The sequence below is a fragment of the Arthrobacter sp. UYCo732 genome (assembly GCF_040547265.1).
In the GTDB taxonomy this organism is placed as follows: Bacteria; Actinomycetota; Actinomycetes; order Actinomycetales; family Micrococcaceae; genus Arthrobacter.
The window spans coordinates 24,004-36,295 of sequence record NZ_JBEPPJ010000025.1; the positions used below are offsets into that span (position 1 = coordinate 24,004).

The 12,292-nt window shown below is 64.5% G+C and carries 13 protein-coding genes and 1 pseudogene; 3 read left to right on the forward strand and 11 right to left on the reverse strand.

All coding sequences use genetic code 11. The annotated features are described in order from the left end of the window. Positions 1 to 2: 2 nt before the first annotated feature. The 5 genes from ABIB45_RS20560 to ABIB45_RS20580 all read right to left on the reverse strand — a co-directional run bounded on the left by ABIB45_RS20560 (position 3) and on the right by ABIB45_RS20580 (position 5,290). Entirely contained in the window at positions 3 to 251 is a 249-nt protein-coding gene (locus tag ABIB45_RS20560; RefSeq protein WP_354217707.1) for an SCO4226 family nickel-binding protein, read from the reverse strand. Between the two features lie 174 nt (positions 252 to 425). Continuing rightward, the gene (locus ABIB45_RS20565) at positions 426 to 1,940 is read right to left on the reverse strand and encodes an amino acid permease (protein WP_354217708.1); all 1,515 of its coding nucleotides are present in this window, start codon (positions 1,938 to 1,940) and stop codon (positions 426 to 428) included. Between the two features lie 28 nt (positions 1,941 to 1,968). Continuing rightward, complete coding sequence (locus tag ABIB45_RS20570; protein WP_354217709.1) at positions 1,969 to 3,393, reverse strand: aspartate ammonia-lyase; 1,425 nt, start codon at positions 3,391 to 3,393, stop codon at positions 1,969 to 1,971. 29 nt (positions 3,394 to 3,422) lie between these two features. Next, positions 3,423 to 4,487 carry an asparaginase gene (locus tag ABIB45_RS20575; RefSeq protein WP_354217710.1) on the reverse strand — a complete coding sequence of 355 codons (1,065 nt, stop codon included), beginning with the start codon at positions 4,485 to 4,487 and terminating at the stop codon, positions 3,423 to 3,425. 41 nt (positions 4,488 to 4,528) lie between these two features. Further along, positions 4,529 to 5,290, reverse strand: a complete 762-nt coding sequence (locus ABIB45_RS20580; protein WP_354217711.1) for a FadR/GntR family transcriptional regulator — start codon at positions 5,288 to 5,290, stop codon at positions 4,529 to 4,531. A 352-nt stretch (positions 5,291 to 5,642) separates the two neighbouring features. Here ABIB45_RS20580 and ABIB45_RS20585 point away from each other — a divergent pair, with 352 nt between their 5' ends. Further along, entirely contained in the window at positions 5,643 to 5,810 is a 168-nt protein-coding gene (locus ABIB45_RS20585) for a hypothetical protein (protein WP_354217712.1), read from the forward strand. Between the two features lie 87 nt (positions 5,811 to 5,897). Here ABIB45_RS20585 and ABIB45_RS20590 read toward each other — a convergent pair whose 3' ends face one another. The 4 genes from ABIB45_RS20590 to ABIB45_RS20605 all read right to left on the reverse strand — a co-directional run bounded on the left by ABIB45_RS20590 (position 5,898) and on the right by ABIB45_RS20605 (position 8,726). Next, on the reverse strand, positions 5,898 to 6,320 hold the full coding sequence (locus tag ABIB45_RS20590; protein WP_354217713.1) for an N-6 DNA methylase: 423 nt from the start codon (positions 6,318 to 6,320) through the stop codon (positions 5,898 to 5,900). Then, the gene (locus ABIB45_RS20595) at positions 6,317 to 6,445 is read right to left on the reverse strand and encodes a type I restriction-modification system subunit M N-terminal domain-containing protein (RefSeq protein WP_354217742.1); all 129 of its coding nucleotides are present in this window, start codon (positions 6,443 to 6,445) and stop codon (positions 6,317 to 6,319) included. The genes ABIB45_RS20590 and ABIB45_RS20595 overlap by 4 nt, the downstream gene beginning before the upstream one ends. Positions 6,446 to 6,508: 63 nt before the next feature. Continuing rightward, entirely contained in the window at positions 6,509 to 7,117 is a 609-nt protein-coding gene (locus tag ABIB45_RS20600; protein WP_354217714.1) for a DedA family protein, read from the reverse strand. A gap of 508 nt (positions 7,118 to 7,625) precedes the next feature. Next, positions 7,626 to 8,726 (reverse strand): thermonuclease family protein, encoded by a 1,101-nt coding sequence (locus tag ABIB45_RS20605; protein ID WP_354217715.1) that lies wholly within the window; start codon positions 8,724 to 8,726, stop codon positions 7,626 to 7,628. Between the two features lie 224 nt (positions 8,727 to 8,950). Here ABIB45_RS20605 and ABIB45_RS20610 point away from each other — a divergent pair, with 224 nt between their 5' ends. Beyond that, positions 8,951 to 9,226: a helix-turn-helix transcriptional regulator gene (locus ABIB45_RS20610; RefSeq protein ID WP_354217716.1), complete on the forward strand. Its 276-nt coding sequence runs from the start codon at positions 8,951 to 8,953 to the stop codon at positions 9,224 to 9,226. Beyond that, positions 9,223 to 10,467 carry a type II toxin-antitoxin system HipA family toxin gene (locus ABIB45_RS20615; protein WP_354217717.1) on the forward strand — a complete coding sequence of 415 codons (1,245 nt, stop codon included), beginning with the start codon at positions 9,223 to 9,225 and terminating at the stop codon, positions 10,465 to 10,467. Before ABIB45_RS20610 ends, ABIB45_RS20615 begins: the two co-directional genes overlap by 4 nt. Positions 10,468 to 10,535: 68 nt before the next feature. Here ABIB45_RS20615 and ABIB45_RS20620 read toward each other — a convergent pair whose 3' ends face one another. After that, positions 10,536 to 11,153, reverse strand: coding sequence for a uracil-DNA glycosylase family protein (locus ABIB45_RS20620; RefSeq protein ID WP_354217718.1), 618 nt, complete (start codon positions 11,151 to 11,153; stop codon positions 10,536 to 10,538). A gap of 239 nt (positions 11,154 to 11,392) precedes the next feature. Next, positions 11,393 to 11,956: pseudogene (locus tag ABIB45_RS20625) on the reverse strand (HNH endonuclease); the annotation flags it as partial. Positions 11,957 to 12,292: the final 336 nt, after the last annotated feature.

Sequence of the window (12,292 nt, forward strand, 5' to 3'; positions counted from 1 at the left end):
GGTCAGACTTTGATGGGAACTGGGTGGACCTCGTCGGCGGGGTGGCCCGCGCGATCATGGATGCGCCGCACAGCGTCCGCTGACGGAGCCTCGGACAGGCAGTAGACCAGGCCCGACTCAGGGTCGGCCCAAGCCGACTTGAACTCGACGCTTTCGTCGCTCTGAATGGCGAGATCGGCGTCGTGGGCTTCTTGAAGGGCTTCTTGGGTGATTCCGGTCATGTTGCGATGGACATCCATAAATTCCGGCATGATGCTGGTGCTCCTTAACTCGGTTTCGCCGTTGAAACAGCAGGATGGGGCCGACGTTAGACCTGCGCCCGGAACGCGTCAAGAGGATTTTGGAAACGAACGACGGCGGCACCTGAGGGTCCGTGGAATCAGAACCGGATGCCGCCGTCGTACGTTTAAAAACGCGCCGGTGCGCTACTTTTTGAACGTGTCCGCAGGCGGGTTGGCCACCATGGGAGCCGTGCCCGTGAAGCCCTCGCCGGTGGCCGCGATTTCACGGATGCGGTGGCGGCAGGCGAACCAGCCCACCACCATCAGCGCAGAGGCGATGGCCGTTACCAGCATGGTGAGCGGGGAATCAATGAAGACCATCACCAGCACGCCGACGAGGAAGAGCAGCGAAAGGTAACCCGTGTACGGGGCACCGAACATCCGGAACGACGGGCGCTCGAGCCAGCCCTTGTCCGCCCAGCGTTTGAGCTGGATCTGGCAGAGCACGATGGTTGCCCAGGTCATGACGATGCCCACGGAGGCCACGTTCAGGACGATCTCAAAAGCCTGGGCGGGGACCAGGTAGTTCAGTGGGACGCCCAGCAGGGACACGGCGGCGGTGATGGCGATGCCGCCGTAGGGAACGCCGGCCTTGTTCATCCGGGACGCAAACTTGGGGGCCGATCCGTTAACGGACATGGAGCGGAGGATTCGGCCGGTGGAGTAGAGCCCGGCGTTCAGGGAGGACAGGGCGGCGGTGAGGACCACCAGGTTCATGATGACGTCCACGCCCTGGATGCCGATGGAGCCAAAGAACGTCACGAACGGGCTGACGCCCTTCTCGTAGGAGGTATAGGGCAGCAGCAGCGCGAGTAGGATGACGGAGCCGACGTAGAAGACGGCGATGCGGAAGACCACGGAGTTGATGGCCTTGGGCATGATCTTTTCCGGGTTTTCGGTCTCGCCGGCGGCGGTGCCCACGAGCTCGATCGAGGCGTAGGCGAACAGGACGCCCTGCATGAGGATGATCATGGGGAGCAGGCCGTTGGGGAAGACGCCGCCGTTGTCCGAGAGGAGGCTGAGGCCAACCTGTTGGCCGTCCACGGGAGTGCCGAAGATGACGAAGTAGGTGCCGACCACGAGGAAGATGACCAGTGCGGCGACCTTGATGAGGGCGAACCAGAACTCGAGTTCACCGAACACCTTGACGGAGACAAGGTTCAGGGCGAGAACCACCACCAGGGCGATCAGGGCCCAGGCCCACTGCGGAACCGCTGCCATCCAGGGGACGTAGTTGCCGAAGAAGTGCATGTACAGGGCGGCCGCGGTGATGTCCACGATGGTGGTGGTGGCCCAGTTGATCCAGTAGAACCAGCCGGAGACGAACGCTGCCTTCTCGCCGAAGAATTCGCGGGCGTAGGAGACAAACGAGCCCGACGACGGCCGGTGCAGTACCAGTTCGCCCAGGGCCCGCAGGATGAGGAAAGCGAAGAAACCGCAGACGGCGTAGGCGATGACCAGCGACGGTCCGGCGGCGTTTAGGCGGCCGCCGGCGCCGAGGAACAGGCCGGTACCGATGGCGCCGCCGATGGCGATCATCTGGATCTGCCGCGGTTTGAGGTTCTTGTGGTAGCCCTTGTCCTCCGCGTGCAGGGTGGACTCGGTGGCGTGGGCGTGGCCGCCGTCGATGAGGTGGTCGGGGATGGGGGGATTCGTCATGCGCTGTGTCCTTAAGGGGATGTGGGGACTATTTGCTGAGGTTGGCGAGGCGTTCGGGGCTGAGGAGTTCCTGGAGCTGGCTGTCGGTGAGCAGGCCGTGCTCGAGGACAAGTTCCGCGACGCCCTTGCCGGTGGCGAGTGCCTCTTGGGCGATTGCCGTGGCGGTGGCGTAGCCGAGGTGGGGATTCAGGGCGGTGACCAGGCCGATGGACTGTTCCACGGTGAGCCGGAGGTGCTTGGTGTTGGCAGTGATGCCCCGGACACAGCGGGCCGTGAGGGTGCGGCAGGCTGCTTCGAGGTGGGAGATGCTCTTGTGGAGGCTGTGGACAATGATGGGTTCGAAGGCGTTGAGCTGGAGCTGCCCGGCCTCGGCGGCCATGGTGATGGTGACGTCGTTGCCGATGACTTCGTAGGCGACCTGGCTGACCACTTCCGGGATGACGGGGTTGATTTTGCCGGGCATGATGGACGAGCCGGACTGTACGGCCGGCAGGTTGATCTCGCCGAAGCCGGCGCGCGGGCCGGAGGAGAGCAGGCGGAGGTCGTTGCAGATCTTGGAGAGCTTCACAGCCACCCGCTTGAGCACGCCGGACAGGTGCACAAAGGCGCCCACGTCCTGGGTGGCCTCGATGAGGTCGACGGCGGTGACCAGGGGCAGGCCCGTGATCTCGGCCAGGTGCCGGCAGGCTGCCTCGGTATAGCCGGCAGGAGCGTTCAGGCCGGTGCCGATGGCGGTGGCGCCGAGGTTAATTTCGTGGATGAGCAGTTCGGCCTCGGCCAGGCGCAGGCGGTCCTCGCCGATGGTTACGGCATAGGTGCCGAATTCCTGGCCGAGGGTCATGGGGACGGCGTCCTGCAGCTGGGTGCGGCCCATCTTCACCACGGTGCGGAATTCCAGTGCCTTCTCGCCGAAGGCTTCTTCGAGTTCTGCCAGGGAGTCCAGAAGCTCGCGGGCGGCGAAGATGGTGCCGAGCTTGACCGCGGTGGGGTAAACGTCGTTGGTGGACTGGCTGAGGTTCACGTGGTCGTTGGGGTGCAGCCGTGCGTAGTCGCCCTTGGGGTGGCCAAGCATCTCCAGCGCCCGGTTGGCGATGACCTCGTTGGCGTTCATGTTCGACGACGTCCCGGCGCCGCCCTGGATCACGTCCACCACGAACTGGTCGCTGAGTTTTCCGGCCATCACGTCGGTGCAGGCTTGTTCGATCGCCCGCGCCCGGTCGGCGTCCAGCAGACCAAGCTCGTGGTTGGTCCGGGCGGCGGCGAGCTTCACGGCGGCGAGGCCGCGGATCAGGTGCATGTTGGAGGACAGCGGCTGCCCGGTGATAGGGAAGTTTTCCACTGCGCGGAGGGTGTGGACGCCCCAATACGCTTCGGCGGGGACGTCGCGGTCGCCCAGGAGATCGTGCTCGGACCGGGTTTCTGTTGCGGCATCAAGCATGGTCAGGTTGGTCATGAGGGTCCTCACAGGGCTTCGTTGACGGGTTAGGACAGGGTTAAAGCAGGCAGGAAATCGGTGGGCTGCAGCAGGCCGACTGCGTGCCCGCCGCCCAGGACGGGGGCGGTAGCGATGCCACCCAGCGGCGCGGTGTCGACGCCGAGCGCCGCCAGGACGTGCAGCGTGGCGGGCATCCGGGCACGGTCGCCGCCGTCGGAAATCTTGACGGCGACGGCGCGGCCGTCCGGCAGGCCAACCAGCTGCACACCCTCAAAACCGTCCTTTGCCACGGCGCCGGGGAGCAGCCGCATCAGTTCGGTGACGTCCCGGCGCTCGCCGGCCACCATGTCAGGGTGTTGCCGCATGGCGAGTCCGACGGCGGCGTCCGCCGACAGTGGGGCGGTCCCGCCGTCGTCGGGGGTTCCTGATATGCCCGCTGCAGCGGCTGCGATGGTGCCAAAGCCGCGGGCCATGCCGCGGAGGGTGAGGGCGAACAGCGGGGTGCCGCAGCCATCTGTACTGCGGGCGGACGGTTCCTCTCCTGCGAGTTCAAAAACTGTGGACGCGACAAGTTGCTGTAGCGGGTGCGACGGGTCCAGATAGCCTTTGACCGGCCAGCCGTTGATGACGCAGGTGGCAGCCATGGCGGCGTGCTTACCGGAGCAATTCTGCGTCACTTGTGTGGCATGGAGGCCGGAACGCAGCCAGTTTTCGCGCTCGCAGGTGCCGTAGGGGAGGTCGGTGCTGTTCTCGAGGTCGCTCGCCGTGAGGCCATGCATGCTGAGGATGCGCTGGGTGCCCCCGCGGTGCTTGGCCCCGCCGGAGTGGCTCGCGGCGGCCAGCGCGAGGAGGTCGGCGGGGAGTTTCAGGCCGGCACGGACCATGGCCACGGCCTGCAGCGGCTTGAGGGAGGAGCGCGGGTAGAACGGAGCCAGGGGGTCGCCAACCGCGGCCAGGATGGTGCCGTCCGGAGCCGTCGCGACGGCCGAACCGTAGTGGACGCTTTCCACGAGGCCGTCGCGGGTAGCGACCACCAGGGGTGCGTGCTGCGGGAGGTTCCCGGCGGTGCCGGAGGCAGCAGTCTGGGAAGCATGAAGTGCAGTGGCAGGCATGGAGTCCTAGGGTTACTGGTGAAGGGATACTTGCTGAAGCGTTAGTGGTTGAGGATGGAATCGAGGGCGGCGCCCACGGCGTGCAGATGTTCGGCCATCGCGTTGCTGGCGGCGTCTGCGGATGCTGCTTCGATGGCCTCGAGGATGCGCTGGTGTTCAGCATCGGAGGCGTGCTGGCGGTCGGCCACCATGTTCAGCGTCTCGGACTGGAATGCCAGGGCGCCCCGGATATCGGCAACCACGCTGGCGAACACCTTGTTGCCGCTGGCCTGGGCGATGGCGGCATGGAAGCTGGAGTCCAGGGCAACCCATGATTCAGGGTCAGTTTCCGTGGCCATGGCGGCGACGATGTGCCGCATCGTCGCCAGTTCTTCGTCTGTCCGCCGCTGGGCGGCCAGACCCGCGGCGGGGACTTCGATGTGGGGGCGCGCTTCGGTGAGGTCCCGGGCGGAGTACTGCCCGAGCGTGAGGTCGTTTGCCACCTTGTTGGCCACCACAAAGGTGCCCTTACCGGTTTTGGTAACCGTCAGGCCCAGCGCGGTGCAGGAACGGAGGGCTTCGCGGATGACCGAGCGGCTGACCCCGTACTGCTGTGACAGGGAAGCCTCGGAACTGAGCTTGCCCCCCACTGCCACGACGCCGGATTCGATGTCGGCACGGATGGCGTTGAACACCGCTTCGGCCGCACTGAGCCGGGCCAAGGGCTGAACTGCCACGCCGGCCGCGGGGGAAGGCTGGCTAAGGGGCTGCTCGCGGACGGGATGCGCAGGCTGTCCTGCTGTCCGGCTGTCTGACAGGTTCACGCTTTAAATATGGCACGGGTCACAGACTGTGTCAATGTCCGCGACATGCCCGGGGGCCTGGTTGATAGGCCGCAATAGCCTTGCCATACTGCCCTTATGGGGAAAATAAGACTGAACACACTGATCGCTGCTGCCATTTTGTGCTTGGTTGCCTCCGGATGCGGATCCCCGGCGGCCCTGCCGGAGCCCGCGGGCGGCGCGGCAAGTGCTTCGAGCGCCGCAACCCCGCCAGCGACACCAACATCCTCCCCGACGCCGGCTCTGACCCGTATGGCGCCACCGATCGGGGTTGTGGGCGCCCATTCAGGAACCTGCTCACCCTACGCGGGCACGGTCCTCAATAGTCCGGAGAATGCCGAACAGTTTCACAACGCCAGTCGAGGTAGTCCCACTGCTGGGCAATTTCGGCCTGCAGTTGCTGCAGCTGGGCTGTGAGGTCCTCGTTGGCCGCGGCGGCTTTCGTGAGGGCCTCGTCTCTGGCCTTGTGCTCTGCCTCCAGCTTCTGGAGCTGCTCCGGTGACTGCTGGTGGACCGGAGCTTTGGGCGCCGGGGCGAGGTGGCCGGCATCGAACGCAAACGACGGCGGCAGCTGGCTGCCGTTCTTCGCCTAGTTCTTGAAGGCGGGTTCGTTCAGGAGGGCGTTGAGGTCGTCCTTGTAGGGAAGGACGAGCGCGGGCTCTACCTTGAACAGCCAATCAACAAGGCGCTCGGCGGTGTACCTGGCGTAGAACATGGACGCTCGGGGATCTACCCGGGTGAACTGTTCGGCGCGGCGGGCATGCTGCGCCAGGTCAGGCCAATCCTCAAGCGCCACCATGAGGTCGAAGATGTGGCGGGGCGTGCGGAACTGCCCGTTGGTCCCGGCCGAAGCCAGCATGGACAACATGTACTCGTACAGGTCACCCTTGGTGTCCTTGCCGTCCATATTGATGCTGTCGACGATGTCCACGACGTGTTTCAGCACGCCCGCGTTCGGGATCTTGAACTGAGCATCCTTCATGTGGTGGCGGTAGGTGGAATCTTCACTCATCGACGCTTCAGAAACAGCAGATATGTGATCTGTTCGATGACTTCCAGCGGGTTGGAGATGCCGCCGCTCCAGAACGTATTTTGGACTTTGTCTACTTGGGACTTGATTTCACCTGTGATCACCACAGTGAGTTTTGTGCCTGGGGGTGACAGTCCTGTCGAGCGGTCCAAGACCTCCGCCGTCCTCCGTTACGTGCGTTCTTTCTTCCAAGCGCGCAGGCGCCACGCCACCAGCGCGGTCAGGGCCACTGCGGCGATGACGACGGCGATGTCCCGGCCGGCTGCTTTGGTCACGGCCTCGTAGGAATTGCCGGCCAGGTAGCCCAGCAGGACAAAGCCGATACCCCACGCGAGACCGCCAGCAGCGTTGAAGAGCAAGAACCGGCCGTACGGCATCCGGGACGTGCCGGCCAAAGCGGGCATCACAGCGCGGAAGAAGGCAACGAACCGTCCCAGGAAGACCGCCCACCCGCCTCTGCGGCGCAGGAAGTCCTGGGCCTTCTTTAGACGTCTCCTATGCCGGGTCATCGCTTTGGACTTCACGAGCCGGGGGCCTAAATGCTTCCCGACCTCGTAGCCTACGGTGTCGCCCAGAACAGCGGCCGCTACCGCGACAATCATCATGACCGGCAGTTGAACTTCGCCACGGCTGGCCACCACCCCGCCCAGCACAGCCGCCGTTTCACCCGGAATAACGAAGCCGACGAACAGCGCGTCTTCGGCGAACACCAGGCAGAAGACGGCGATGTAGGCCACGAGCGGGCTGACGTTCAGGATGCCGTCAATGAAGCCGCTCATGGGGAAATACTAGGCCATCGGGGCAGAACTTTCAGGCGTAGCTTTCGACAGTTGAAGCGACTATCTCGCGAACGCCAGGGCCCTCACGGAATGTCGGGAGGCTTTCCACTGCACCATCTCCGATTAACTCCAACACCGCGTCGGGCGTGAAAGGCCAACGCCACGTGGGTCTGATGGAAGCGGTTCCCGAAGCAACGGCAATGAGGGGGATGACATTCACGCCGTGACCCAGCGCTGCGCGGTAACGATCTGCGGCGTCAGCGATCTTTGTATGCCGGTGACCGTCTTCGCCTTTGGAAGGGGCGGCCAACCCCTTCCTGTTCGGATGCCCGCCTGCTGGCGCTCTTTCCATAGTCGGCAACCGGCGCGATCGTGCCGGTTCGCTGCCCGGCTTCAGAATGCCATGTCGGAGATCCAGGGGTTGACCGAGGAATGATCCGGGCCCGGATCGGGTCTATAAACAGCGGGTCCCAAGAGCGCTTGGGACCCGCTGCAATCCGCAAATGCCCTAGCAGGGACGCCAAGACTTCCCGCCCGGTGCGTAGCAACGCGGACCTGTGTACTTGGTAGCCGGTGGTACATATGGGGCGGGCGCGGGCGGAATGTACGGCTGGGGCGCCGGCGGGACATATGGTGCGGGTGCCGGCAGCCTACGTTGGCGCTCGGCTTCGGCCTGACGGGCCGCTTCCGCTGCTGCGGCATTGGCAGCAGCTGCGTCGTCCGCGGCCTTCTTCTCGGCAGCAGCACGTTCCTCGGCGGCTTTCTTTTCCGCTGCGGCCTGAGCCTCAGCGGCCAGGCGGTCCTCGAGTGCCTTCTTTTCCGCCGATGCCAGGGTGACCTGCAGGGACTTCGTGTCGTCCCGCTTCTTCTCTGCAGCCGCGACCTTGTTATCGAGCGTGGAAAGGTAGGCCACTGTGACGGTGGCCGTCAGGCCAGCCCAGTAGATTGCCCTCTGGGCGTCCTTGCTGGCAGCAAGAACAGCTCTGAGGGCCTTTGCCGCTGCCAGTTCCGTAACAAGGGCTGTGGCCACTGCGCCAGCAGCAGTTGACGTGGTTGCGGGCTCGGCTGCAGCGGCGGTTTCAAGCGCCTTTGTCGTCTGTGCAAGTTGGGCAGGTATCGTGCAGTCCACTTGATCGGAGAACAGACCGCTCTTGGCCGCCCGAGCTTCCGCGTAGGCCGCTTCGACCGGCGGCATGAATTTACTGTTGCCGCCGAACTGTACGGGGATTCCCATGCCTTCCCGGGCTATGTTCGCGTTTACAAGTGAACCATCCGGTGTAAATACCCCAGCGAGAGTCCGGCCGTATTTGTCGTGACGTTCGGCGTCGAACTCAAGCCTGACCCGCGTGCCTTGAGGGAGCAGTCTCTCCAGGTATTCCGCGGCCTGCGGGCCGAGGCACTCCACGGGCTGGTTGGGGTCCTTCGTCTCCGGGGTGTCTATATTGAGCAGTCGGATGGTGTGGTCGCCGTTGTTGATGCTGACCACCAGGGTGTCACCGTCAATGATCCGGATTACCGTGCCGGAATCTGCATTCGCCGCAGAGGCGACGACCATGGACCCTGCCACCAACGCGGCAGAGGCCACGGAAGCAACGAGTAGTTTCTTCATTCAAAGCTCTTTTCTAAACAGGCGATCATGTCGTGAAGATACAGCAACCTTGGTTGAACCTGAAAGTTTCCTCAAACTATGCTGGACGTTTTCGGGCAAGTGAGGATAATCGCTGACGAAAGCAGTACGTTCGTGCCGGTCTGAGGCTTTTCGCTAGGCAGTACTGGGCGTAGGCTTACCGGGAATCCAAATACGGCACGTTCGTACCTATATCGGAGGCGCCAATGGAACCCTTGACCGACTTGCTCGCCGGAGAAGTGCGCTCGCGGCGCGGACAGTTGGGCCTTACCCAGCGCGACCTGGCGGACATGGCCGGGGTCTCGGAACGGTTCGTCCGTTTTGTGGAGCAGGGCAAGCCGAGCGTCCAGCTCGATTCCCTGACCGCGGTCCTGGACACCTTGGGCCTCGAACTCCGGCTCAACACCAGAACGAGCCAGGCTGCCCGCGCACTCGCAGACCCGGCCATTGCCCCGAACGTCGTCGGTGAAGCACAGCCATGAAGCACCGCGTCGCCGACATCTACAAGGCGGGTGTGCTGGCCGCACGCCTCGAACGGCACGACGGCGGCACCCGGTTCGGCTACCTTCCGGCGTATCTTGCAACCGGGGGACCCGCCGTCGCAAGCTCCCTGCCGCTCACCACCGAGCCGGTTTTCTCAGGGGCTGGAGCTGCACCGCCGTATTTCACCGGGCTGCTGCCGGAGGGCCGCAGGCTCAATGCGCTGCGACGTTCCATCAAGACCAGCGCCGACGACGACCTGGCCCTGCTCATCGCTGCCGGCGGGAATCCGGTGGGCGACGTCCAGATCGTCGGGCACGGCGAACCGCTGGACCCGGACGAACACTCAGTCGAGCTCAACACCAAGCTGCCCATGGATTTCGACCAGCTGCTGGGCGATCCGGACCTGATTGACCCGGTGGCGCTGGCGGGTGTGCAGGACAAGCTGTCCGCCGGGATGATTTCGCTGCCCGTGGCCAGCGCCGGCAAGCGGTTCATCCTCAAACTCAACGCTCCGGAGTTTCCGCACGTGGTGGAGAACGAGTTTGTCATGTTCCGGTACGCGGCCAAGCTGCGGATCCCCGTGAGCCACGTCCAGCTGATCAGGGATGTCGCGGGCAGGCCGGGCCTGCTGGTGGAGCGTTTCGACCGTATCCCGGTTCCTGGCGGTAAGCATGACCAGGTCCAGCGGCTGGCGGTGGAGGACGGCGCCCAGGTACTCAAGCTCTACCCCGCGGACAAGTACAACGTGGGGTACGGGACGGTGTGCCACGCGCTGGCCGACCATTGCGCCGCTCCCCTGCCCGCCCTCCGCAACCTCGCACTCCAGGGGGCTTTCGCGTGGCTGAGCGGCAACGGGGACCTGCACGCCAAGAACGTGTCCATGGTCCAGCAGCCGCACGGGGAATGGACCATCGCGCCGGTCTACGACATCCCCTCCACTGTTGTCTACGGCGACAAGACCCTGGCGCTAACCCTGAGCGGGAAGCGGAACGGGATTTCGCGGCGGCACTTCCTGGGCTGGGCCACGGACCTGGGACTCCCCGACCGGACGGCCAGCCAAGTGGTGGAGCTCGCCTTCAAGGCGTCCGGTCCCCTGATCGCTGACCTGGAGTCCGGTACGGCTTTCGCCGGCGTGCCACGTGCCGGAAGGAACGACGACGGCGGCTCGCCCTTCCCGGACATGGTCACCAGGGCGTGGGTGAAGGAGCTCAAGCACCGCAGGCGGTTGCTGGAAGGCTAAGGCACTCAGGTGAGTGCCGCCGTCGTAGGTTCCCGAGATGGCACTTCGCAGGGGAGGGGGAGAGGCAGCTAGAGGTGCTGGATGCCCGCCCGCTGCATGGCGTCCTTGTAGACTTCCACGCTCTTGGCCAGGAGGTCCTCCTGCTTGGCTTCAGAAACAGCAAAGACCCGCCCGCCGAGCGCGCTGGCCTTATAGATCTTGATGCCGCTGTTCTTCAGCGAGGAATGGTAAGTCTTCTCGAAGAGGGTGAGGAACGTGGACGCATCCGTGCCGTGGGCGATGACAGCCGAGACCCGGCGGTTGATTTTCAAGAACTGACGGAAGGGCCGAAGGCCATCGGTCTTTTCCTGGACGTTCAGGGCCGACGGCAACTCCGGATCGCGGATCCACGGGTAGGCGTTCCACGGCATGACGTAGCGGGGGTCGAGCTCTGCGAGTTCGTAGATCTGGGTGGCGCGGCGCGCGGCTTCGTCATCGTTGAAATGGGAGACGAACCCCGATTCGGTGCCCTTGCCGGGGCTGACATGGAGGCTGACGATCCGGCATTCGTCTTCGTCATGCACGGGGTCGATGTACGGGACGGTGGACCCTGGCTTCTTTTCCATCAGTTCGTCGCAAAGCTGCGTTACCGCCGCAATGTTTGGTTCCTGTAGCAGGGCCTTTTTTTCGTCCCAGTCAATCGTCACGATCTCTCCCTCAGCAGCAAGGCGTCCAGAATCAGGCGTCTTATGCCACTCTACGCTTTTGGGCGCGCGGGTGGGCAGGGCGTCCCGTGCACGGCTCCGCAACAATATGTGGATTCCTGACCGGTACACCGCCCGCCGGCTGCAACCGACGGTGACTTGTCACTGGAACACGTCTTGATATCCCACGACATCCAGGACTGGTACGGCAGCCGTAATACCTGGACCCGATTCAAACTTGTTCAGGCACGCGCCCCCTGGGCCAGGCCCAGGGGGCCGACTCGAGTCCTTTCAGCCGGGCGCCAGATCACAGGTGCTCGTCTAAAATCGGCCCGTTTGAACCACTTGGTACGGCGCCGGAGTCTCCGACGATGGTTGGGCCGCTCTCCTGCGGCGGTCAGTGGTGTGTTGGCCTTGGGCCAACGGGCCAGGGGAGTTCCGGGCAAGGGCGGCGCGGTTGACCGGTCAGCGTGGCCGGTTGGTGTGGTCACTTCAACGGTGTGGCGCGGGCCGGGTATTGGCCGGGCGGCCCAGCCCGGTGATTCCTTGGTGTGGTTGCAGGCTTCGCAAAGCCCCTGACCGTTGAGCGTGTTGGTGGGTCCGTCGCTGTGCCAGGGGATGATGTGGTCGTGATGCCGGATCGGAGCATCGGAGTACGGTGTGCGGCACGTATCGTCGCGGGTGTGGAGGAAATGGCGTAGCCGTTCCGGGAAAAGCCGCGCCTTTGAATCCATTGAAACCAACTCACCGCTGCCGGGAGCGGTGTATAGCCGGCGAAGCCAGATTCTGAAGTCGGGTTCATCCGCATCCATATCCCCGCCGGGCCCGCCGACCAGAGTTCCGGCTGCACCGCCGGCTGGCCCGCTTCGCTACCGATCCCGGGTCCCGCCGGTACGCTGGGGCGCGGACGGCGCCAATAATTGCCCGGTCACCGGCGCCCTGTTGGTCCGCTGGAACGCTAGCCGCTGCCTGCGCACGTCTCCCGACGGCGTCGAACGCCACCGAAAACCGCGCCTGCGCGGCAGCAGCGGCCGACTTCACATCCTCAAGTTCCCGCAGCCGGTTGATAACGCTTGGACCGTCACTGCCGGCACGGACGGAGTTGAGAATATTCAGGGCATCCGCAAGGCCGGATGCGCGGT